This is a genomic window from Cyclobacterium sp. (assembly GCF_014762705.1).
Taxonomy (GTDB): Bacteria; Bacteroidota; Bacteroidia; order Cytophagales; family Cyclobacteriaceae; genus Cyclobacterium.
Window position 1 is genome coordinate 45121 of sequence record NZ_JABURL010000015.1, and the last position, 23252, is coordinate 68372.

The 23252-nt window shown below is 43.2% G+C and carries 19 protein-coding genes; 5 read left to right on the top strand and 14 right to left on the bottom strand.

The window, feature by feature from the left end; all coding sequences use genetic code 11:
* Positions 1-40: 40 nt before the first annotated feature.
* From HUJ21_RS01735 to HUJ21_RS01750, 4 genes are all read right to left on the bottom strand, one after another.
* Positions 41-697: a pseudouridine synthase gene (locus HUJ21_RS01735; protein ID WP_291366816.1), complete on the bottom strand. Its 657-nt coding sequence runs from the start codon at positions 695-697 to the stop codon at positions 41-43.
* Between the two features lie 9 nt (positions 698-706).
* Positions 707-1546, bottom strand: coding sequence for an OmpA family protein (locus HUJ21_RS01740; RefSeq protein WP_291366818.1), 840 nt, complete (start codon positions 1544-1546; stop codon positions 707-709).
* A gap of 85 nt (positions 1547-1631) precedes the next feature.
* Positions 1632-3725 carry an ATP-dependent DNA helicase RecG gene (gene recG / locus HUJ21_RS01745; protein WP_291366820.1) on the bottom strand — a complete coding sequence of 698 codons (2094 nt, stop codon included), beginning with the start codon at positions 3723-3725 and terminating at the stop codon, positions 1632-1634.
* Positions 3726-3748: 23 nt separating this feature from the next.
* Positions 3749-4822 carry an aminoglycoside phosphotransferase family protein gene (locus HUJ21_RS01750; protein ID WP_291366822.1) on the bottom strand — a complete coding sequence of 358 codons (1074 nt, stop codon included), beginning with the start codon at positions 4820-4822 and terminating at the stop codon, positions 3749-3751.
* 289 nt (positions 4823-5111) lie between these two features.
* On the opposite strand from HUJ21_RS01750, the gene HUJ21_RS01755 reads away from it, so the two are divergent.
* Together HUJ21_RS01755 and HUJ21_RS01760 are read left to right on the top strand one after the other, a co-directional pair.
* Positions 5112-6887: a sodium:solute symporter family protein gene (locus HUJ21_RS01755; protein ID WP_291366824.1), complete on the top strand. Its 1776-nt coding sequence runs from the start codon at positions 5112-5114 to the stop codon at positions 6885-6887.
* 115 nt (positions 6888-7002) lie between these two features.
* Complete coding sequence (locus HUJ21_RS01760; RefSeq protein ID WP_291366826.1) at positions 7003-7419, top strand: transcriptional repressor; 417 nt, start codon at positions 7003-7005, stop codon at positions 7417-7419.
* 4 nt (positions 7420-7423) lie between these two features.
* Here HUJ21_RS01760 and HUJ21_RS01765 read toward each other — a convergent pair whose 3' ends face one another.
* Positions 7424-7651, bottom strand: a complete 228-nt coding sequence (locus HUJ21_RS01765; protein WP_166146469.1) for a hypothetical protein — start codon at positions 7649-7651, stop codon at positions 7424-7426.
* 170 nt (positions 7652-7821) lie between these two features.
* Here HUJ21_RS01765 and HUJ21_RS01770 point away from each other — a divergent pair, with 170 nt between their 5' ends.
* The gene (locus HUJ21_RS01770; RefSeq protein WP_291366828.1) at positions 7822-8295 is read left to right on the top strand and encodes a YcxB family protein; all 474 of its coding nucleotides are present in this window, start codon (positions 7822-7824) and stop codon (positions 8293-8295) included.
* Positions 8296-8372: 77 nt separating this feature from the next.
* Here the strand turns inward: HUJ21_RS01770 and HUJ21_RS01775 are convergent, their stop codons facing one another.
* The 6 genes from HUJ21_RS01775 to HUJ21_RS01800 all read right to left on the bottom strand — a co-directional run bounded on the left by HUJ21_RS01775 (position 8373) and on the right by HUJ21_RS01800 (position 18896).
* Entirely contained in the window at positions 8373-9293 is a 921-nt protein-coding gene (locus HUJ21_RS01775; RefSeq protein WP_291366830.1) for a TIM barrel protein, read from the bottom strand.
* Between the two features lie 5 nt (positions 9294-9298).
* Complete coding sequence (locus HUJ21_RS01780; RefSeq protein WP_291366832.1) at positions 9299-10618, bottom strand: Gfo/Idh/MocA family oxidoreductase; 1320 nt, start codon at positions 10616-10618, stop codon at positions 9299-9301.
* A 19-nt stretch (positions 10619-10637) separates the two neighbouring features.
* On the bottom strand, positions 10638-11618 hold the full coding sequence (locus HUJ21_RS01785) for an SUMF1/EgtB/PvdO family nonheme iron enzyme (RefSeq protein WP_291366834.1): 981 nt from the start codon (positions 11616-11618) through the stop codon (positions 10638-10640).
* 384 nt (positions 11619-12002) lie between these two features.
* Positions 12003-14831, bottom strand: a complete 2829-nt coding sequence (gene uvrA / locus HUJ21_RS01790) for an excinuclease ABC subunit UvrA (RefSeq protein ID WP_291366836.1) — start codon at positions 14829-14831, stop codon at positions 12003-12005.
* Positions 14832-14919: 88 nt separating this feature from the next.
* On the bottom strand, positions 14920-17031 hold the full coding sequence (locus HUJ21_RS01795) for a hypothetical protein (protein WP_291366838.1): 2112 nt from the start codon (positions 17029-17031) through the stop codon (positions 14920-14922).
* 281 nt (positions 17032-17312) lie between these two features.
* The gene (locus HUJ21_RS01800) at positions 17313-18896 is read right to left on the bottom strand and encodes an AAA family ATPase (protein ID WP_291366840.1); all 1584 of its coding nucleotides are present in this window, start codon (positions 18894-18896) and stop codon (positions 17313-17315) included.
* A 119-nt stretch (positions 18897-19015) separates the two neighbouring features.
* Between HUJ21_RS01800 and HUJ21_RS01805 the strand changes: the two genes are divergently transcribed.
* Positions 19016-20095: an endonuclease/exonuclease/phosphatase family protein gene (locus HUJ21_RS01805; protein WP_291366841.1), complete on the top strand. Its 1080-nt coding sequence runs from the start codon at positions 19016-19018 to the stop codon at positions 20093-20095.
* Here HUJ21_RS01805 and HUJ21_RS01810 read toward each other — a convergent pair whose 3' ends face one another.
* Genes HUJ21_RS01810 through HUJ21_RS01820 form a run of 3 tightly spaced genes read right to left on the bottom strand, consistent with a single transcriptional unit; the run spans position 20096 to position 22707 of the window.
* On the bottom strand, positions 20096-21019 hold the full coding sequence (locus HUJ21_RS01810; protein ID WP_291366842.1) for a sugar phosphate isomerase/epimerase: 924 nt from the start codon (positions 21017-21019) through the stop codon (positions 20096-20098). It lies immediately after the preceding gene.
* A gap of 12 nt (positions 21020-21031) precedes the next feature.
* Positions 21032-22186 carry a methionine aminotransferase gene (locus HUJ21_RS01815; RefSeq protein ID WP_291366843.1) on the bottom strand — a complete coding sequence of 385 codons (1155 nt, stop codon included), beginning with the start codon at positions 22184-22186 and terminating at the stop codon, positions 21032-21034.
* A gap of 50 nt (positions 22187-22236) precedes the next feature.
* Positions 22237-22707 (bottom strand): heme-binding protein, encoded by a 471-nt coding sequence (locus HUJ21_RS01820; RefSeq protein ID WP_291366844.1) that lies wholly within the window; start codon positions 22705-22707, stop codon positions 22237-22239.
* Between the two features lie 98 nt (positions 22708-22805).
* Between HUJ21_RS01820 and HUJ21_RS01825 the strand changes: the two genes are divergently transcribed.
* Positions 22806-23228 carry a secondary thiamine-phosphate synthase enzyme YjbQ gene (locus HUJ21_RS01825; protein ID WP_291366846.1) on the top strand — a complete coding sequence of 141 codons (423 nt, stop codon included), beginning with the start codon at positions 22806-22808 and terminating at the stop codon, positions 23226-23228.
* The last annotated feature ends 24 nt before the right edge of the window (positions 23229-23252 follow it).

The following is a 23252-nucleotide window of genomic DNA, read 5'->3' on the forward strand; positions in this document are numbered from 1 at the left end:
ATAGAAGCCTAAATTAGAATAATTCGCGGTCTATAACAATTCAGAACCTTTTCTTCTTTTTTGTTTTATGAAATTTGGGCCTGTGCCCGGTCAATATCCTGCCTTCTGGTACAGGAATGCCCAAAGATCCATATATAATCTCTTGCTCAACTTTCTGAACCTCCCCTACCTGAAAACCTTCCAGGGTCAATCCCTCAATCGCCCATCGCACAAGCCGGAGTGTGGGAAAGCCCACCGCTGCTGTCATCTTTCGGACTTGTCGGTTTTTCCCTTCATTTAAAGTCAGCGCAATCCACGATTCAGGAATATTCTTTCTATACCGAATGGGAGGATCCCTATCCGGCAAAACCGATCCAGCCCTGTCCAAAACGCCAACCTTTGCTTTAGCCGTTTGATGGTCTTTTCCATTGATGGTAATCCTGAGACCAGCTTCCAGTTCCTTGACCGCCTCAGGCGTTATTTCACCTTCCACCTGAACCCAATAGGTTCGTTTATGGCCGTAAATCGGATCCAGTAAACGGTGATTAAGGTATTTATCATTTGTAAGCAATAGCAGTCCCTCACTGTCCTTATCCAAACGCCCTACAGGATATACATCATCCGGAAAATCCGCAAGTTCACCCAATGTGTGGTCCTCTCCACTGAATTGGCTTAGCGTGCCGTATGGCTTGTATACCAAATAATACCTGTAATCCATCCGTTTCTATTATTGCAACAACTCAAACAATTCATTCAATCGTGGGGTAAGGATAATTTCGGTCCTCCTGTTCTTGGACCTTCCCTCTTCCGTATCATTGGAAGCCTTGGGATAATAATAGCTCCTGCCTGCAGCAATTACCCGCTCCGGGATTACATCATACGTCTCTGTCAGAATCCGCACAATCGCTGATGCCCTTGCCGTACTCAGGGCCCAGTTATCTTCAAATCTCCCCTTTATCGGTACATTGTCTGTATGTCCTTCTACCATGACCTGAATATCAGGACTGTTGTTCAACACTTCCGCCAATTTTCCCAATGCCCCTCTTCCATCTTTGTTTACAGTGGCACTTCCTGAAGGAAAAAGCAATTTGTCCTGCATGGAAACGTACAATTTACCATCTTGCTCGTAAACCTGTAGTTCATCAGATTGATATTGCACCAGGGCTTTGTCCATGGTTGTTTTTAAATTTTCCATTACGGCTCTTTGCTCATCCAAAAGCTGTTGGAGCATATCCAGTCTTTCCTGCTGTTCCATCAGCCGTTGCTCTTTATCTGATAGTTCCTGGCGAACTGACGAAGAGGTTGACATGGCCGATTCCAGCCTGGAGGCCAATTCTGCCTTTTCCTGCTGTTCCCTAGCCAGGGAATCCTTCAGGTTGGCAATGGATTTTTGAAGCATTTCTACGCTTTGTTGGGTACTATCCAAATCGCTTTCCGTGTCTCTTAAAGAACGCATCATTTCCGCATTCCTTACATTCACTGCATGGTATTTCTTTTGGGGTACACAAGAACTGACCAGACATATCCCAAGAAAACAACCAGCTATTATCAAACTTTTCTTCATCATCTATCTGTATTTTATCCATTTACCACTATAAACATACCAATTTAAATCCTTCCCCTAAAACTTTACTGCTTTTGCAAAAATAAGTTCAGGAAATCCTGCTCCAGTTGAGTTCATTTTTCCTGAGACGGGAAACCTGATCCGCTATTGGCCTGTTATCCTCCTGGATAAGACCGGGATCCGCTTCCAATATTGCTTTGGCTGCCGCCCTTGCCCGAACCAATATACCGCCATCCCTTCCCAAATCCGCCAATTTTAGATCCATAATTCCAGATTGCTGGGTTCCGGAAAGGTCTCCAGGCCCTCGTAAACGCAGATCAACATCCGCAATTTCGAAACCATTATTGGTTCTGACCATGGTCTCCAACCTGGTCCTGCTGTCCTTTCCCAACTCGTATTTGCTCATAAGGATACAATAGGATTGGTCTGATCCCCGACCTACTCTGCCCCTCAACTGGTGCAACTGGGAAAGTCCGAAGCGTTCCGCATTTTCAATCACCATCACCGAGGCATTGGGTACATTTACACCTACCTCGATCACGGTGGTAGCAACCATAATTTTGGTCTCCCCCTTTACAAACCGCGCCATCTCAAAGTCCTTGTCGGCAGCCTTCATGTTCCCATGCAATATGCCGATGGGAAGTCCATTGAAAGCCCTGCAAATGCTCTCATATCCATCCATCAGGCTTTTCAAATCGCTTTTCAGAGATTCCTCAATCAAAGGATAAACAATATACACCTGCCTGCCTTTGGCTATTTCCTTCCTAAGAAAACCAAAAACTTTTAGCCGGTCTTTGTCATACCGGTGCACGGTTTGAATCGCCTTCCTTCCTGCAGGCAATTCATCAATTACTGAAATATCCAGGTCTCCATACAAGGTCATGGCCAGCGTCCTGGGAATAGGTGTGGCTGTCATTACCAGTACATGGGGATAAAAATCCTTGTTTTTAGCCCATAATTTTGCCCGCTGGGCCACTCCAAAACGGTGTTGTTCATCTATTATAGCCAGGCCCAATTGTTGAAAAACCACCACATCTTCCAAGAGAGCATGTGTCCCGATCAATAAGTGAAGTCTTCCCGAGGCCAGCTCCTGATGAATAGCCTCTCGTTGCTTTTTGGTACTTGAGCCAGTCAGTAAGGCAATTTTAAGTCCCATCTGTTCGGTAAATGGCTTCAAACCTTCGTAATGCTGGTTGGCTAAAATCTCAGTAGGAGCCATAAGGCAGGTCTGGTAACCTGAGTCTACGGCAACCAACAGGCAAATAAAGGCTACGATGGTTTTACCGGAACCTACATCCCCCTGGATGAGGCGGTTCATCTGCAATCCGGACTTGAGGTCGGCGTAAATCTCTTTGATAACCCTTTTTTGTGCCCCTGTAAGCTCAAAAGGCAGGTGTTCTTTGTAAAATTGCGTTAATAATTGGGTCTGACCCAGCACTTTGCCCCTGAATTTCTCCGTCCTTGCCAACTTCAATTTCAATAAGCGTAGCTGCAAAAAGAAAAACTCTTCAAATTTCAACCGGTAACTGGCCTTCCTGAGGTTCTCGGGGCTGGAAGGAAAGTGGATTTCCTTTATGGCTACTTGCTTTGAAAGCAGTTGCATGGACTCACATAGCCTGGAAGGTAGCGTTTCGGGTATCTTAGAAAAAGCCAGGGGCAACAAGCCGGCCAGAATCCGGGAAATTCCCCTACTGTCAAGAAATTTGGCTCTCAACTTTTCCGTTGTGTGATAAACGGGTTGAAAATATGGCCCTTTGTCCTGCTTTCCTGTCAGGGGTTCAAGCTCGGGATGTGCCATACTGAATCGACTGCCAAAAAGCTGGGGCTTGCCAAAAGCCACCAGGGCCACTCCTTTTACCAGCTTCTTATTCACCCACTGTATGCCCTTGAACCAGGTGAGCTCCATGCTTCCTGTTTCATCGGCAAATTGCGCCACCAGTCTTTTCTTCCTGCCCTCACCTATAACCTGTACGGAAATTATCCTTCCGATAACCTGCACCTGCTGCAGTTCCGGTTTGATTTCCCTTATTTTATAAAACTTTGTCCTGTCCTCATACCTGAAAGGATAGTACTGCAACATCTCCCCAAAAGTGAAAATATCCAGCTCCTTATTCAGTAAGGCTCCCTTTTGGGGGCCCACTCCTTTCAGGTATTCGATTTTGGTTTCAAAAAATCCGGTCAAGATTTACAGCTTTAGTCTCATTTTTATAAAGATAATGTATGTTTCAGTTTATCCTCCAAAGCCTCAATCTCCCCCCTTTTACCTATCAATGCCCTGAGCAAGGCAGCCTGGTTTTGGGCCCGGTGAAGGTTTTGCTCCGGATAATCCACTTGATAATACACATTCCCATTGAGGTGGTCCGTTAAAAACCTAAGCCCCATGATCAATGTCATCATTTCTCCTCCATATGGCAGAGATTCCAATTCCTGAGGCAACAACTTTCCGCCCAATACTCCATAAAAACCCTTCAACAGCCCTTCATACTTATCCATATCCACCTGAATGCTATCCCATTCCAGAGACGATTCATCCTGCGTACAAGCCACCGTCCGTACCAAATCCCCAAAGTCATAAAAAACGTAACCCGCCATGATGGTGTCCAGGTCAATCAAAGCATTTACTTTTTCCATATCTTCACCAAAAATCAGGTTATTGATCTTCGTATCATTATGGGTCACCCTTAGGGGAAGCTCCAGGCGATAAGCCTGGTATTTTTCCTGCAACTCTCTCATTCCATCGTAAAAAGCGATCATTTTCCGGGTAATGCCATCGGGCTGTATCTTTGGAGACTTCAGCGCGGCATCAAACTGCTCAAAACGTTTATTCAAGTCATGAAAATGAACAATGGTGTCCTCTAATTTTTTCGCATCCGCCTGCAAAAACACCAGAATAAAATAAGCGAAAGCCTCTGCGGCTCTTTCTGCCTGATCGGCCTGCTCTATGGCATCTTTTGTAATACCATTGACAAAAGGAAATAGGCGGTATAATTCCCCTCCCAGATCGGTAAAAAAATGTCCTTTATCATTGACTATGGGCAAAGGAAGGGAAAAGGGCAAATCCTTTGGATCAAAGTAATCCATTAAATACTGCTGGTTACCGGAAATCCGCTCAGGATACTTAAATACCAGATCATTAAACGCCTGTAATATATAGGATTCTGAACCCGCAAAAACACGGTAAGTCTTGTGGATATGCCCGGAACCAAACCTCTTTACGTCAATCGTTTGCGAGGGCAAACCATATGTCCCTTTCAATGCATTCAAAATACCTTCCTTCATATCATGTAAATGGTTGGTTAATCTTTATATTCAAATTTAATAAGGGATGAGAATGGTAAAATTACAATACTTTTAAATATATATAATTGAAAGGCTTTATATTTACCAACAGGGAACAAAAGCATCACCGGAAATGGGCCTGGAAATATTGCAGGTCAAATTTTATCTGAATTATTTAAAATTATTAAAAATGTTTTATTTATTTGGGAAAATTTTCCTAAAACTTAAAAGGAATATTTTCAAGAAAACACCCCGCAACATATAAATTACATATTAACCTAGTTTAACCATGCATATTTCGATTATCGATTGGGTCATCATCGTTCTATTTTTTGTCGTTTCCTTGTTGATTGGTGTCATTGCCTCCAGAACGGCGGGAAAAAACGCAAAAGAATTTTTCCTTTCGGGTAGAAACATGCCCTGGTGGCTTTTGGGTGTCAGCATGGTTGCGACCACATTTTCGGCAGATACGCCAAATTTGGTTACCGATATTGTCCGAAAGAACGGTGTTTCCGGAAACTGGGTATGGTGGGCCTTTTTGTTAACGGGAATGTTAACGGTGTTTGTTTATGCTAAATTATGGAGACGCTCGGAAGTTACCACCGATTTGGAATTTTATGAACTGCGGTATGGAGGCAAGGGAGCTGCCTTTCTCCGGGCGTTCAGGGCAGTTTACCTCGGCGTATTTTTCAATGTGGTAATCATGGCTACTGTTTCGCTTGCGGCCATAAAAATTTTCGGGGTGATGTTGGGATTAAGCTCCTGGGAAACCCTGCTAATCGTTTCGGTAGTTACGGTTTTTTACAGTTCTTTGGGAGGTTTAAAAGGCGTACTATTAACTGATTTTTTTCAATTTTTCTTTGCCATGGCAGGTGCTTTTGGTGCGGCCATATATGTGGTAGGCCTACCTGAAATTGGTGGTCTGAACAATCTCCTTACCCATCCCAATGTGGTTGGAAAATTAAATATTATTCCGGATTTCAGTGACTGGAATTTATTGATTCCCCTATTTATCATGCCGCTGGCAGTACAGTGGTGGGCCACCTGGTACCCTGGTGCTGAGCCCGGGGGTGGGGGATACATTGCCCAAAGAATGTTATCGGCAAAAAATGAAAAGAATGCTATTGGTGCAACCCTTTTGTTTAACATCACCCATTATGCCATAAGACCATGGCCCTGGATCATCATTGCCTTATCATCCCTGGTTTTATTCCCGCAATTGAGTGACATGCAGGAAGCTTTTCCAAACATTGAAGAAGGAAAATTAGGAGATGACCTTGCCTATTCAGCCATGTTGACCTTTTTGCCCTCTGGCCTGGCAGGCGTTGTTCTTGCTTCTTTGATTGCCGCAGTAATGTCTACCCTTTCCACTCACCTTAACTGGGGCTCTTCTTATGTGGTAAATGATTTTTACTCCCGATTTATCAAGCCTCAGGCTTCCGATAAAGAATTGGTAGCGGTAGGAAGGATCTCCACTGTTGGCTTAATGGTATTGGCCGCATTATTGGCTACCGTGCTTTCCAATGCGTTGGAAGCATTTAATATATTACTACAGATCGGAGCAGGAACAGGACTTATATTTATTCTTCGGTGGTTTTGGTGGAGAATCAACGCTTACACGGAAATTTCGGCAATGATTGTTTCCTTTATTGTCGCCATTTATTTTGAATCCATTCACAATAAACTCGGCTTTTGGCCCATTCCCGATGAAATGGCTTACCTTAAACTGGTATTTGGGGTTTCCTTGACCACCCTTACCTGGGTAGCGGTCACGCTGCTAACCAAACCAGAAGACGATAAGGTTCTCCTCAGCTTTTACCGTAAAGTTAGACCGGCCTCCTGGGGTTGGAAAAAACTATTGGCCAAATACCCGGATGAAAAAGAGGAGGTAGGTCAGCTGCCTATGGAAATCGGACTAATGCTAATTGCTTCAATCATGGTATATGCTGCCCTTTTTGCCGCAGGCTTCTGGATTTATGGTCAGGTAATCGCAGCATCCACAGCCACGTTAATAGCCATTATTGGTGGTTTCCTTGTATTTAAAGGATGGAAAAAAATGAGATAAGGGTCCAGGCAGGGCTGTTGATCAAAAGAAACGGGAATTATTCTTTGAAAAAAAGAGTTAAACAAAGAAATTGGCCCATATATGGGCCTGATTTAATCGCAATAAACCTGATGTGATGGCAGTTAATACAGCTGATATATTAAAGGAAAGTAATTTAAGGGTTACCAGTTGTAGAAGAGACGTTTTGAAAACTTTTTTGGGAAGGCAGGTGGCTTTATCCCATTCAGATCTGGAAGATGCCCTGAAAGAAAACTTTGACAGGGTCACCATATACAGAACCTTAAAGACTTTTTTAGAGAACGACCTGATTCACAAAGTGCTCGATGACACTGGTGCTGCAAAATATGCCCTATGCCACCATAGTGCCGAAGAACCGCACCATGATCATGAGCATGTTCACTTTAAGTGTGAAATATGCGGAAACACCAATTGCCTGGAAGAAATATCACTACCTAAAATTGAGCTTCCAAAAGGGTATTTACCCAAGGAAATGAGCTTATTGATACAGGGAAAGTGTAAAAATTGCAGTTAAAATATCAAAGGGTTACGGGTTTTTTAGATTTGTCCTGATCTTCCCCGGGCCATACGATACCTGGTGGCAAATCTATTTTAGGAGGCGTGAGGTCTTCTACTCCTCCATCACCATCATCATCGTTGTTGTTCCTATTTCTTTTAATTTTAGCTTTTGTCAGGGTAGCCACAAAGTAAATCAAGACCACGTAGGCTACTCCACACAATATTAAATCGATTACCAGGCTACTCATCATTCCGAAAGATTTGAATCAAATTACAATATAATTTTTAATAAATCAACAAGTTAACCTTAAGATTGGGAGCTTTGTTAGAAAAAAATAAAATTCCCAAGGGAAACAAAATAAACTTGCTATCTAAAGGATTAGATAAGATATTTGCCCATCAAAATGAAAACTGAATAATGATTGTCAAAACAAAAAAATATAAGCTCGAAACCGGAACCTATATCAAACAGGGATTAAAAAATATTTTAAAAGAACAATGGTGGGTAGCCCTTATTGCGATTGCAATTGCCTGCGGTTATTTTTGGATCGCCTCCTGGTGGTGGATCAGCATGGCACTGCTGGCATATGCCCTTTATTGGCTTTTCTGGGTAATACAGTTTGCCGGAGTGACCCAAATGGAGCAAAATAAGGTCATGTTTGAAAAGCTTTCCTACGAAATTGACAGCCGGCAGGTAATGATGAAAATCAATTCAAAACAAGGAATGCCCATAAAATGGGAGATGGTCAAGGATGCTCAGGTAAAAAAAGATGCGTATATTCTAGTATTATCCAAGGCCCAGTTTATTCACTTGCCTTTTAAAATATTCAACAGCCCTAACGAAATAAAATTTGTGGAAACCATCTTAAAAAGAAAAGGCTTTTTAGATTAAAGCTTCCCCTGCACAAATAATAAGAAGGGAAAGGCTATAAATGCCTTTCCCTTTTTGTATTTTAAAAATTGAATCTATTAAAGAAAACTATCTGCTTTTCTATAAGCTTCAATCACGGCCTTTTCTCCTTCAATACCAGGGTTGGCATTTCCGTGCTCCATACCACAAACACCTTTGAACCCCTTCTCATAAATGTATTTGAATACATTCTGATAATTGATTTCTCCAGTGCCCGGCTCCTTTCTTCCCGGGTTGTCGCCAATCTGTATGTAGGCGATTTCTTCCCAGCACATGTCCATTAAGGTAATCAAATGCCCTTCATTTTTTTGCTGATGGTATATGTCATAAAGGATTTTACAACTCGGGCTATTGACCCCTTTACAGATCAAGTAAGTTTGGGGAGAATACCTCAAAAACAGGTTTGGCGTATCACTCAGGGGTTCCAACACCATGGTCAGTCCATGTGGTTCAAGAATTTCAGCCCCTTTTCTCAATGCCTCTATGACATTGGCAGTCTGAATGTCCAAAGGTAGGTCTCTCTGGTAATCTCCCGGAACGACAGTGGTCCATTTGGCATTCACCCTTTTGGCTACCTCCACGGCCCTTCTGCAGCCATCCAGGAAAATATCCACATGCTCTTGTTTACCGGCCGCCAGGGTGTTGGCCCCGTTTCCACCTTTGTCCAATACAAAAACACCCATGGTCATGCCCAGCCTGGACATGTGGTTGGCAATTTTTTCCTGCATTTCCGGCGTCCTTCTCATCATGCCATTGTCTTCCAGGCTACGGAAGCCCCTTTCATGCATGAAAGTAATCTGATCCAAAAGATCCTCACCAGCATGATGTTTGAACATCCCAAAGTGAGGGGCATAGTCGAGATTAAAGGTTTCATCCGCCTTTACCTGTAAACGCTGTCTGGCATGAATTTCACTAACTCCTGCAAAACCAGCTGCTGCTGTACCCAGGGAAACATTCCTGATAAATTTTCTTCTTTCCATAAAACTTATACTACTTTGGTTTTTCCTGGTACGGCAAAAGCATAATATCCTTCTTCATTGGGCACTACCTTTGGCATGGCATCCCAGGCAAGGCGCTCCGGCATCAGGCTGATATCTGAATTGATGGCTTCATCCCAGGTGATCACCTTACCGGAGTAGGTCGCATTTCTACCCAGCAGCGAGGTCATGGTACTTTTGGCTGCATTTTCGGCATCTGCAAATTTGTATTCTCCTTTTACAATGGCCGCAAATAACTTATCATGCTCTACCTGATAAGGATTGGCATTGTTTTCACCATCATGCTCATACAAGCTATTTCCTTTGTAATCGCTCAATCTTCCGGTATGTCCGGCATTCATGTAAGCTCTTCCCTTTGTACCCTGGAACCCTTCGTCTACCCTGTTGGTGGCTCCGGGAAAATGACGGCATTCACTATGGATGACTGTGCCGTCTTCATAGGTAAACAGCACCACATGGTGATCAAATATCTCTCCGTGGTCTTTGCCTCTGCGCACCGTTCTTCCGCCAGTTCCTTCCGCTTTGACAGGGTAACCATTCTTCACCCAGTTGGCCACATCAATGTTGTGCACATGCTGTTCGGTAATGTGGTCACCACAAAGCCAGTTGAAATAATACCAGTTTCTCATCTGATACTCCATCTCGGTTTGTCCGGGTTGCCGCTCTCTTACCCAGACCCCGCCATCATTCCAGAAAACCTGGCCTCCAATGATATCGCCTATAGCCCCATCATGGATACGGTCAATGGTCTGTATGTAATTGTCCTGGTAATGCCTTTGCAGACCGACCACCACATTCAATTTCTTTTCCCTGGCGATTTCCGCAGCAGCCAATACCCTGCGTATGCCCACTGCATCGGTGGCAACCGGCTTTTCCATGAATATTTGCTTTTCCTGCCTTACTGCCTCTTCAAAATGATCCGGGCGGAATCCGGGAGGTGTGGCAATAATGACCACATCTGCCGCCTCGATGGCTTTCTTATATCCATCAAAACCAACCAGTTTCATCTCCTCGGGAACGACCACCTTGTCCTTGCCATACTTTTTAAAGATGCGCTCGTAACTTTGGTCCAGTCGGTCCTTAAAAGCATCTGCCATGGCCACCAGTTTGATATTGTGTCCCGTTTCAAAGGCTTGAAAAACTGCGCCAGTTCCTCTGCCGCCACATCCAATGACGGCAATTTTAATGGCATCCTCACCGGCAGCATAAGCTCCAGGAAGGGAAAAAGGACTGAGCATTGCTCCACCTGTAATCAGGGCAGAAGTTTTAAGGAAATCCCTTCTCTGGTTATTCTTGATAATTTTCATATTATTTTGAGTTAGGTAATTAATAATCTTCCATCGGCGTAGTGCCGTAATATTTTTCTATCTCTTCGGGGCTGGGAGGGTTGAGTGGCCGAACCACCCGCATTCCCAAAAACGGTGCTTCCGGAAACCACCACTGGCTTTTGGGGATTTGTGGATCAATCCGCTTCCATTCAGGCGTGCTGGCAAAACGCTTGCTGCTACGCAACATGTCCGCCTCACTTTTGTAACTGCCCCCACGTATAACTTTGGGGTAGAGTTCCTCTGATTCAAAGGAGGGATTCACTGATTTGTTTCCCCTTTTTTGGTAAGCATCTGCATGGTAATGATCCTGTGTCCACTCATTCACATTTCCCAGAATATCATATAGGCCCCAGGGGTTCGGTTCTTTCTGGCCTACTTTATGCGTGGTGCCATCGCTATTGGCAGCATACCAGGCATACCTTTCAAGTTCTCCAGGATCATCTCCGAAAAAATACTTCGTTTCTGATCCCGCCTTTGCAGCATACTCCCATTCGGCCTCAGTTGGTAGCCGGTAAAATTCACCCGTTTTTAGGTAAAGCCACCTGCAAAATTGAATCGCCCCATATTGGGTCATGGCTATGGCTGGTTTGTTCTCTTTACCCATCCCAAAAGTCATGTCCAGATAGGGTATGGAAGGTCTGCTCAAACCATCCACTTCCGGATTTAGGGGCCCTTCACTGATCGATGCTTCAAATCCCTTATCCAAAAACAATTCGAATAAATCCCAGGTAACTTCATGTGAAGCCATCCAAAAAGGGTCTATCTCGACTTCATATACGGGTTGCTCATCCGGATCTCCGCCATTACTCCCCATTTTAAAAGTACCCTCAGGTATAGGGACCATATCAAATGACAATCCAGTGCCAGGAATTTTTTGTTGATAAGGGTCGAAAGGGCGTTCTGACTGATAAGCACTGAATAATAACAGTGCCAAACATGATGCCACTAAGACACCCGTTGCTTTTAAGGTTTTAAACATGAACTAAAATAAAGAATTGCTTGTATTGATTATTATTAACTTTTCCCTGATTTCACATCAGGTGGGGAATTTACTGTTAATTTTTAATAATTGAAAGCACAATCATAAAGACGGCGATAACCCAATTTTTTCGGTTTAGTTCCAGTAAGTGATTTTCTTTCAGTTATATATTGATAAACGCAAAGCAATATCTTTATAAAGCAAAGTTTTTTGGGGACCAGGATCTGATCCATTTGTGAGTTTTACCGGCAACCTCATGTGTAAAGCGCTCGGAATCGTTAAAATTATAGCCAATTCTTGAAGCCATTCGACCGGTAAAAATCCAATAATAAGAAAAGAACTTTAGATCAGGTGCCCAGCCCTATTTCAGGGTCCATATAATCCCTAAGCGGAGCCGTTTTTCTTTAACTCCCTGAGGAATTCCCCTGTAAAATTTCCTTTTTGGTGAATCAATTCTTCAGGGATGCCCTCAAAGGTTACCTTTCCTCCTTTTTCTCCTCCTTCGGGTCCAAGATCAATGACCCAATCGGCTGCACTGATCACCTCCGTATTGTGTTCGATAATAAGTACGGTATGCCCCTGATCGATCAAGGCATTGATGGAATGCAAAAGTTTTTTAATATCGTGAAAATGAAGCCCTGTAGTTGGTTCATCGAAAATAAACAAAATATTATCCTTTGCCCGGGTATCATTTTTACCTAAAAATGAGGCTAATTTTACACGTTGCGCTTCACCTCCACTGAGGGTATTGGAGGATTGTCCAAGGCCTATATATCCAAGACCCACCTCCTGAAGGGGCTTAAGCTTTTGGATAACTCCATTGACGCCCACAAAAAACTCCATCGCTTCATCAATGGTCATGGCCAACACATCAGCAATATTTTTTTCATTGTACCTGACATCGAGGATTTCATTTTTAAATCTTTTCCCTTTACACGATTCACAGGTAAGGTAAATATCGGCCATAAATTGCATTTCAATTTTTTGGGTGCCTTCTCCCTGGCAGGCTTCACACCTGCCGCCATCTACATTAAAGCTGAAAAAAGCTGGCTTATATGCCCTTTGCCTCGAAAGGGGTAGGTCAGCAAATAAGGCCCGAATGCCATCATAGGCCTTTACATAGGTTACCGGATTGGATCGTGATGATTTGCCAATTGGGTTTTGATCCACAAACTCCACACGATTTATTAGCCGGTAATCTCCGTCCAGCTTTTCCAGTTTTCCTGACTCATCTGATACGCTCCCCAATATTTTACCTAAGGCAGGGTAGAGCACTTTCTTGACCAGGGTGGATTTTCCCGAGCCACTGACACCGGTGACAACCGTTAGCACACCGAGTGGAATTTTCACGGTAATGTTTTTCAGATTATTTTCTTTTGCCCCTTTGACCAAAATATATTTGTCCCATTTCCTGTTTTCCTTTTTCACGCTTATAGACTCCTGACCATTAATATATCTGGCCGTATAGGTTTTGCCATCGCGTAACAATTCCTCAAGGCTTCCCTGAAAAACAAGCTCACCACCATGAATGCCTGCATCCGGACCTATATCAATCACCTGATCGGCCGATCTGATTATTTTTTCCTCATGTTCTACTACGATGACGGTATTTCCCAGATCCCGAAGGGTTTTCAGCACTTCTATCAGGCGCATGGTATCTCTGGGGTGGAGACCTATGCTTGGCTCATCCAAAATATACATGGAGCCCACCAAAGCACTTCCCAATGAGGTGGCCAACTTGATCCGTTGAAACTCTCCCCCGGACAAGGAGGCTGTAAGTCTGTTTAAGGTAAGATATCCCAAACCTACCTGATCAAGATATTCCAACCTGTTAATGATTTCTTTTAATAACCTTTGTGCCACTTTCTCCTCAGCGGGAGTAAGGTTGATGTTTTGGAAAAAGATTAAAGCTTTTTCCAAAGGAAGCAAGACCATGTCTGTAATGGACTTGCCATCAATCTTTACATAGGAAGCATCTCTTCTGATCCTTGTTCCCTTGCAATCCGGACAGGTGGTTCTGCCCCTGAACCTGGACAGCATTACCCGGTATTGAATTTTGTGAAGTTTGCTTTCTATGAAAGCAAAAAAGTCATCAATCCCTTTAAAATAAGAATTACCCTTCCATAATACCTTTTTTTCCTCCTCATTCAAATCTTCAAATGGTCTGTGTATGGGAAAATCAAACCGAATGCCGTTCTTCAACAATGGTTCCAGCCACTTTTTGGTAGTTTCCCCTCTCCAGGGTGCAATGGCGCCTTCAAAAACAGACAGGGTTTTATCAGGAATTACCAGGTCGGGATCAATGCCCAAAACAGAACCAAACCCTTCACATGTCCTGCAGGCCCCATATGGATTATTAAAGCTAAAAAAATTAACAGACGGCAATTCAAACCTGATTCCATCCAATTCAAACTTATCACTAAAGGTTCTTTTTGCTTTTTCCGGAACCACGATGGTACAGGCCCCGTGCCCCTCAAAAAATGCGGTCTGAACACTATCTGCAATCCTGAATTGATTGTCTTCGTCTTCAATGATAACTGAAACCCTGTCTATCAGGATCTCATAACTCCCCTGGGGAAAATCCTTTCTTTCCAGAATATCTTCTACAAAATAAGCTTCTCCATCTATCAATATTCTGGTATAGCCCTTTTGAAGTAGTATTTCCAATTCCTTCTCCTTATTTCTTCCTTCATTAAAATGCAGCGGACAACTGATCATGACCTTTTCGCCTTCCCCAAAACTGTGGATAAAATCGACCACATCTGTAACAGTATGGTGTTTAACCTCCTCTCCGCTAACAGGCGAATAGGTTCTGCCAATCCTGCTGAACAGGAGTTTCAGGTAATCATACACTTCAGTGGTAGTGCCAACAGTGGACCTTGGATTTTTGGTGTTTACACTTTGTTGAATGGCTATGGCAGGGGAAACCCCTTTGATGTACTCCACCTCTGGCTTTTCCATGCGCCCTAAAAATTGCCTGGCGTAAGAACTCAGGCTTTCTACGTACATCCGCTGCCCCTCGGCAAATAAGGTATCAAAGGCCAGGGAAGACTTTCCCGATCCAGATAAACCGGTAACCACCACGAGCTTATTTCTGGGAATGGCAATGCTCAGGTTTTTAAGATTGTTTACCCGGGCATTCTTAATGATAATAAAGGATTTTGGATCCAGTTTTTCCAGTTCGGTTGTATTCTCGGTATGCTTTGTCCCCATAACTTGCAAAGATACCAAGCCAACCCTAGAAATGATAAATTGTTATTGAAAATATAAGGCTCCGTTTACTCCTCCATGATTCTACCGGTCAGCGTTTCATTATTTTATGGGCAATTCTTTCTTTATCCGTTTCAAGAATTAGCAAATAGTGGGCACTTGGATAATCCCTCATATCAATCCGGTACCTGCCTTCGCCAATTTGCTCTATTTTTGCTGTTGTATTGATCCGCTGGTCCTGACTGCTGAGCCTCACCCTGAGAATTTTTGCCTCAGAATCAAAATGTATGAAATCCATGGTGGGATTAGGAAAAGGAAGCGGCTTCTTTTTCAGAAAATGGTTTTCTACTCTGATCACATCTGAATAAACAAATGTTCCATCCCGATCCACCTGCCTGAGTCTGTAAAATACTTGTTTGTCTGCCACGGAACCGTCTTCGGCCTGATAGGCCAGTAATGACTTGCTTTGACCACGAGCAGGAACGGTGATTGGCAAGGCTTCCCATTCGTGCCCATTCAGGGATTTTTCTATCACAAAATGACTGGTGTTTTTCTCCTGAACCGTGGTCCAATTCAGGCAATTCCTTTCCCCACATGCTTGTCCTGAAAAATCTCCCCACTGTAATGGCAGGACCAAACTTTCCAGATCGTAGTTAAAATCAATGGTGTTTCCACCTGTGGCTTCATAATACTCCATTACCAAATCCAGGGATTCAATCCCTGCAATCACTTCGTATTGAGCCGTATAAGTCTTGGCAGTACTTCCACCTGATTCCCATTGTCCCGAAAGCAACCATGTCACCCCACCATCTACACTTAACCGAAACCCATCATCGGCTTTTACACTAAATCTCAACGTTCCTGGCTCAACACTCAGCCTCATTTTATACCTTATAGAGAACCTGTCTGTCAGGAAGGGACATCCATAATCAGGAGTAAAGGTAACCGGAGCCAGGCCGTTATAGTCAAAATTCTGGACGAATATATCTTGCTCCACCATTCTGCCTAAATAATCACCAGCATCAAAGTTTTTAATTCCGGAGTAAATATGGCCTATCCATTTATCAACTCCGTATTCACTTTGATCCAAATCCTCTATAATGCTAATGTTCACTTCCAGAATATTGGAAGCAAAAGTATTGACAAGTGTATTGCCCTCCCCATCCACTGCGGTATTCTGAGCTTTCCTCCTAAAATATCTGGTACCTGTCCAGTTGCTGTCAGGATTGCTCTCATCATATTGAGGCACATCATAGGTCAGGTCTGTTGCACCCGAAATATCGATCCAATCCCCTTCAGCAGGATTGGGCTGCGTGGTGTACTGCCATTGGTACTCGGGTAAGGTTCCTTCCGCAAAAACTGCCGGACCCAGGGACTCAAATGGCTCGGGATCCGGGGCAATGCCACAATAGGACCTTACCCCACCCGCATTGCCTGGATTGGCTATCTCCCCGGGGCCAAAATACAATTCAAAACTAAAACTTAACCGGTTATTACCGGTCTTCTCATAGTAATGCAAGTCCATCCAAATGATCTCCCCACCATCAAAAGGAATGTAGTAGTTTCTTATATTTTCTCCGTAAACAAAATCATACAATCCATCACTGCCATCCTTAAACCAGTTGTCATGTGCAACAGGGTCCCCGTTTACGTCCTCTGTGATATCGGAAGTCTTACCATTTTCGAACATCCGGAAAAAAGATCCGTCGTCACTCCCTACCCGTACCCTGTAAATACCGGGTTCGCCAATCGTCTTTTTGCTCCTTAAAATTACCCCAAAGTTGGATAGTTGGGTATCGCAGCCTCCCGCTACTGTCTGACTTGTGCCTGTAGGAAAAAAATCGGCATCTTTGCTGAAGCCATCTACACTGTATTCCGAAAAGCGGGTATCAAAGGCAAGCCCAGATGTGGACAAATAATGATTGCCATCCCTGAGCAAATATCCTTTGTATTTACGGTTTGCTCCGGATAATCCTTGAAAATCCCGGTTCCAATCGTTTTTTGGTTGATAATCGGGAGATATTTGAAAAACATAACCATCCCAATTGTCCGCTGGCCGAACCCAGGGTTTCGTAAAATTGGCAGGTATGGTACCTTCACAGGCCAATTGGGCAAAACCCGTTCCTATGGCGCTAAACCAAATGCCCAAAGTGATAAGAATTCCCCAAATTGGAAATTCCTTTTGCTGTTTAATTACTCTCAAAGCTCCTCCTGTTTTAAAAATAAAAATAATTGAAAAGCGTTTTTGATGCTGTTAAATACAAATTTATATATTTAAAAATTGTATTCCAAATAGTAATGAAAAAAATTATAAGCCAAACGACTGAAAATCAATGTGCATTCGCCTACAGTCATGCCAGGGCTTGAACAAGGAGTACCGGATTTTGAGCCAGGTATTGAGGTAGCTTAGTTAAGGCAAGCCTGATCGATAGAGACAGTAAAAAATCGCTCGGGATTGGCCGTTGGTTTAGGCGTGAATGGATACTAGCGGCTTTTCTGTCTTTCCTCCAGCCAGGGCTTTACCATTAGAAACTGTTTCCATTTGGCATAAGCGGTGATGTCATGAATTTTTTGTACGGCTTCAAAAATTGCCTTTGCCTTGTCAAAATCTCCCTTAATATAAGCATCCAGGGCATAAGGAAGGGATGCCAAAGCCCTTTGCAATTTTAACTCCTCCTCAATCTCTGCTTCTTCATGTCGCTGCAGGCTGAAATTCACACTGTCCTTGCTCACCTTTACACTTTGCATTCCTATTGGAGATTTCAAAACCAATCCCTCCAAATCGGTACAACGGCTGAGTGCGACATATACCTGCCCTGCTTCAAAGGACCTGCCTATGTCTACGATACATTTGTCAAATGTCAGGCCCTGGCTCTTGTGTACCGTAATGGCCCAGGCAAGTTTTAAGGGAAATTGAGTGAACTTCCCGATTACCTCGGAGTCCACTCTCTCTTCCTTTTCATTGTAGCGGAAATCAACATTTTCCCAAACCTCTCTCTCTACCTCATAAAAAGCACCGTTGTTTCCTTCAACCGTGATTTTATTGGTTTCCAACTCCACTACTTTTCCTATCATGCCATTGTAATAATTCTTTTCGGTATTGTTGCGCATAAAAATCACCTGAGCACCCACTTTCAAGGTAAGGTCAATGGGATCAAAAGGGGCCATGGAAGGAGGGAAATCATCTTCAATGCTGGCCTTATAATCTTTGGAAGGAGTCTGTAATAATTCCAGTTTCTGTTGGTTGATTTGTAATATGGAATGATTGTGGGTTCCCAACAAAATATAACCGCGATCTAAAAGGTCAAAATGATAGGCTTTTGCCCTTTCATTTAGAAAACGAATGTCCTCATAGGTATGCCGGCTTTCCCTGATCCTGTTCAAAAGATCTTTGAAGGTGCCATCTTTTTGCCTGTAAATTTTTTGGAGGGCAATATGGTAAGGATTGAGTTGCCTGAAAGCGTAAGAACTAAAAAAAAACCGGGTTTCATAGTGATTGGAAAGGATGGACCAGTCCCCGTCCCGGACCACCGGTGGTAGCTGAAAAGGGTCCCCAATCAATATTAGCTGAACTCCTCCAAAAGGCAGGTGCATTTTTTTACGAAATACCCGAAGTATCTTATCAAGGATATCCAATATTTCTACCCTAACCATGGAAATTTCATCGATCACCAGAATATCCAGGCTTCTGATCACTCTCCTTCTGCTTGCAGAATACTTGAAGGTATCAAAAATAGATTCCCTGGTTCCCTTAGCTTTGGGCTGCAATCTTGGATCACCTGGCAAAAATAACTGTCGGGGATTAATTTGGAAAAAACTATGGATGGTCTTCCCCCTCGCATTTATCGCCGCCACTCCTGTAGGGGCAACAACGGCCATGTTTTTTGTGGCATTTAATTTCCTTAAGGTATGCAAAAAGGTGGTTTTCCCTGTTCCTGCCCTGCCGGTAAGAAAAAGCGATTTTTGGGTGTGCAAGGCAATTTCCAAAGCCTGAATGAATGGCTCATTGGCCATGTCCAAACCCTTGGATTCAAACTCTTGCCTGAAAAATGACTTTAAAAAATTCATGATTACCTTAATTTTGTTGATTTCCCGGATAAAATTATAAATTAATCTGCTGCTTTCGCATATATTGTAGATTATTACAAAATTAAGTGCCTTCACAACCGATTAAATAAACTATCACAATGGAAACGGCTCTTAACATTGCCAGAATTACCCTAAGCACTGTTTGTATTTTGGCTGTAATCGCTTCCAAAATTAAATTGGGAGACTGGTGGATAAGGATATTTGATTTTCCCAGGATTCAACTATTAATTTTGGCTTTTATCGCCATGATCCTGTTTTTTATACCTCCATTAAATTTTCATGCCTGGAATCTGGCACTTTTCGCCTCGGTCATTTTTAGCTTTTTTTTCCAGGCAAAAAAAATATATCCCTATACCATTTTTGCCAAAAAAGAAGTCAAACGCTTTCGGGGAACGGACAAGGAAAATGGAATTGCAATGCTGGTAAGCAATGTTTTGACACCTAACCGACAAGTAAATAAATTAATCGATTTGGTACAGACTTACCAGCCAAATCTTGTTTTGACCCTTGAATCCGACAAATGGTGGGAAAAACAATTGGAAACACTTGAAAAAGACTTCCCTCATCAGGTGAAAATTCCTCTGGACAACCTTTACGGCATGCACCTGTATTCTAACCTGCCCCTGGAAAACACCAAGGTCCATTATTTGGTAAAAGATGATATCCCTTCCATTCATTCAGAAGTGGTCCTGCCTTCCGGAAAAAAAGTCCAGATACATTGTGTACATCCAGAGCCACCCAGTCCAACAGAAAGTGATACTTCTGTGCCCAGAGATGCGGAGCTACTCATCGTGGGAAAAAATGTAAAAGAGGCAGACCTACCGGTATTGGTATTCGGAGACCTGAATGATGTGGCCTGGTCCAGGACCACGCGTTTGTTTCAAAAAATCAGCGGTCTGCTCGACCCCAGAAAAGGTAGAGGCTTTTACAATACCTTTCATGCCGACCACAATCTGCTTCGCTGGCCCCTGGACCATATATTCCACTCCAAACACTTTCAGCTTAAAAAAATCAAACGCCTCCCTTCCATCTCCTCCGATCATTTTCCCATTTTTATCCACCTGATCCTTAATCCTGGAAATGGTCAGGAAGACCAAAAGGAGAAATTGGATCAAGACGAAAAAGACTGGACCAAAGAAACCATTGCAGATGCCAATCCCAATATTCTCACCATCTGATCAATCAAAGGGAATAAATTGTCTCAGGTAGTTTCTTGAGGTCAGTATGGCCATCCGTACATCTTCTTCGGATTTTTCAAATGCCTTATCCTCCACCTCTATGCAACAAGGGCCCCTATAGCCTACGTCGGTAAGTGCTGCAAAAAACCTGCCCCAGGGCACATCTCCCAGTCCGGGGATTTTGGGGGAATGATACTCCAAAGGATTCGCAAGAATGCCTACTCTATTGAGTTTCTCCTGGTATACTTTGACATCCTTCAGGTGTATGTGGTGTAAGCGATCTTTGAATTCATAAAGGGGCAGGACAGGATCCATCTGCATCCAGACCAAATGCGAAGGATCATAGTTTAATCCAAAATTAGGGTCCGGAATAAGGTCGAACATTTTTTCCCATACCGCAGGGGAGATGGCCAGGTTTTTTCCTCCAGGCCACTCATCATTGGTAAAAAACATGGGGCAATTTTCTATGCCCATTTTTACCCCTCTTTTGGATGCGTAGGCCACAATTTCCGGAAATCTTTCCGCAAATATTTTTAAATTATCATCGATATTCAAAGAGGGATTCCTCCCTATAAACGTGTTTACAACAGGAATAGCCAATTTTTCAGCAGCATCAATCACTGCCTTGATATGCGTAATCGCGGCTTGTGCTTTTTTATCATCTGGCTCCATAGGATTGGGGTAATAGCCCAATCCTGACACAAAAACTCCCTTTTCCCTTTGGTAATTCCTGATATGCCGGACCGTGTCGTCGTCCAGAGATCCCACATCGATATGGCTCACTCCGGCATAGCGTCTTTCGGCTTTTCCTTTGGGCCAACACATGATCTCCACACAGGAAAACTGCTCTTTTGAGGCAAAATCTATGACTTCTTCGAAACTATTTTCTGGTAAAATGGCACTTACAAAACCTAATTTTAGCATAATTAAAATCTTTTAAAGTTTAGAAAGGATCGCCCCTGCTTTATCCAGAATGTCATCATCCTTTGCAAAACAAAACCTTAATAATTTATCATCTTTCTTGTTCTTATAAAATACTGATACGGGTACTGAAGCGACTTTACATTCTTTTGTAAGCCTGATAGCCAGGTCATAATCGTACTCTTCTGTGATGTTGCGGTAGGAAACGACCTGGAAAAAACTTCCTTTGGAGGGGCTAAAGGTAAAACGTGAGGATTTCAATGCCTCATTGAAGCGGTCTCTCTTGTTTTGATAAAACTCACCCAAATGCTGGTAATGCTCCGGAAATTTCAAAAAATCAGCCAGGGCATACTGCATGGGGGTTACCGTACTGAAGGTAATGTATTGATGGATTCTTCTGAATTCCCTGGAAAGTGCCTTTGGTGCCAGGCAATAACCAATTTTCCATCCCGTGGTATGGTACGTTTTGCCCACTGATCCACAAACAAAGGTCCGCTCCTGCAAAACCGGATGAGTCATCATGGAATGGTGTCTTTCCCCGTCAAAAACAATATGTTCATACACCTCATCGCTGATGATATATATATCCGTATTTTCTACCAGATTGGCCAGGGAATCAAGATCTGTCTTGTTGAAAACAGTGCCCACCGGATTATGGGGCGTATTGATCATAATCGCTTTGGTTTTATCCGTTATTTTGGCTTTAACTGCATCCCAGTCTATCTTAAAATCAGGAGCTTCCAGGGTAACATATACGGGAATTCCCCCATTCAGGTCTATAGCTGGCACATAACTGTCATAGGCAGGTTCCAAAACGATTACTTCATCCCCCGGATAGACCACTGCCGTTACGGCACAAAAAATCGCTTCGGTAGCCCCCGAAGTAATGGTCACCTCAGCCTCAGGGTCATAATCGATTCCATAAACCTGACTGGTTTTTTCGGCAAGGCTTTCTCTAAACGCAGGAACCCCGCTCATAGGGGCATATTGGTTATATCCGTTTTTTACATAATGATTCACCAACTCAGTCAATTTTGGTGAACAATCAAAGCTCGGAAATCCCTGGGATAAATTGTAAGCCCCTTCATCACTAGCCAGTTTGGACATAACGGTGAAAATAGTGGTTCCAACGTAGGGGAGTTTAGAAGGTAATTTTTTTTCTTTTTGCATAAACAAAAAACAGCTTATACGGGCTATTTTATCCTTTCTTTCAATAAAATTTATTCAAATGCGGCCAATCCTGCTGCAGCGATGATGCCATCCTGGGCGGAGGTTACACCACTGACCCCTATGGATCCAATCACATGATCGCCGGATTTGATGGGAAGCCCTCCTTCCACTGCTGCCACACCCTCCAGGCTCATGATGTGTACATTCCCCGCCTGTACGCCATCCTGAAAGACCTTTGTGGGGCGTTTAAATTTCAATGCCGTTGATGCTTTCTGTATGCCCACATCTACGCTTCCAATCTGGGTCCCGTCCATCCGGCGAAGAGCAATCAGGTGGCCTCCGGCATCCAGTACTGCTATGACCACATTCCAATTGTCCTGTTTGGCTCTGGCCTCTGCAGCATCGGAAATTCTTTGGGCATCCTCCAGCGTCAACAGCCGGGTCATCTCCTGACCCATAAGAGGAAATTGCATGGTTCCTATCAGGGCAAATATTAAGGTGGATAAAATAAATTTTTTCATTTTTCAGTGGTTTTAACGGTTTAGCCTTCAATATAAAGAAATAATAGGTATTCTTAAATTTTTTATCTTTGAGAAACCACCAAAAGCAGCTATTAACGATGAAAATATTTCAAAAAGAAATGGTTTTGCCCCCCTTCGAAAGAGGTTTTCACCTGATCACAGAACAAATTGTGGATAACTTCCCCAAATTAAGAAATATAGAGTCAGGAATGCTACAAGTCTGGATCAAACATACTTCTGCCGGGTTGACCATCAATGAGAATGCCGACCCTACAGTCAGGAAGGATTTTGAAACCTTTGTAAATGACCTTGTTCCGGAAGATTATTCACATTTTATCCACACTTATGAAGGTCCTGATGACATGCCTGCACACCTAAAATCAAGTATTTTCGGTTCATCGGTTCAAATCCCTGTAACCGGTGGAAAACTTAATTTGGGCACCTGGCAGGGAATTTATCTGGGTGAATTCCGAAACCATGGCGGTCGCAGAAAACTGGTGCTAACCACCTGGGGAGAATAGAATGCGTTAACATATAAAAATAGC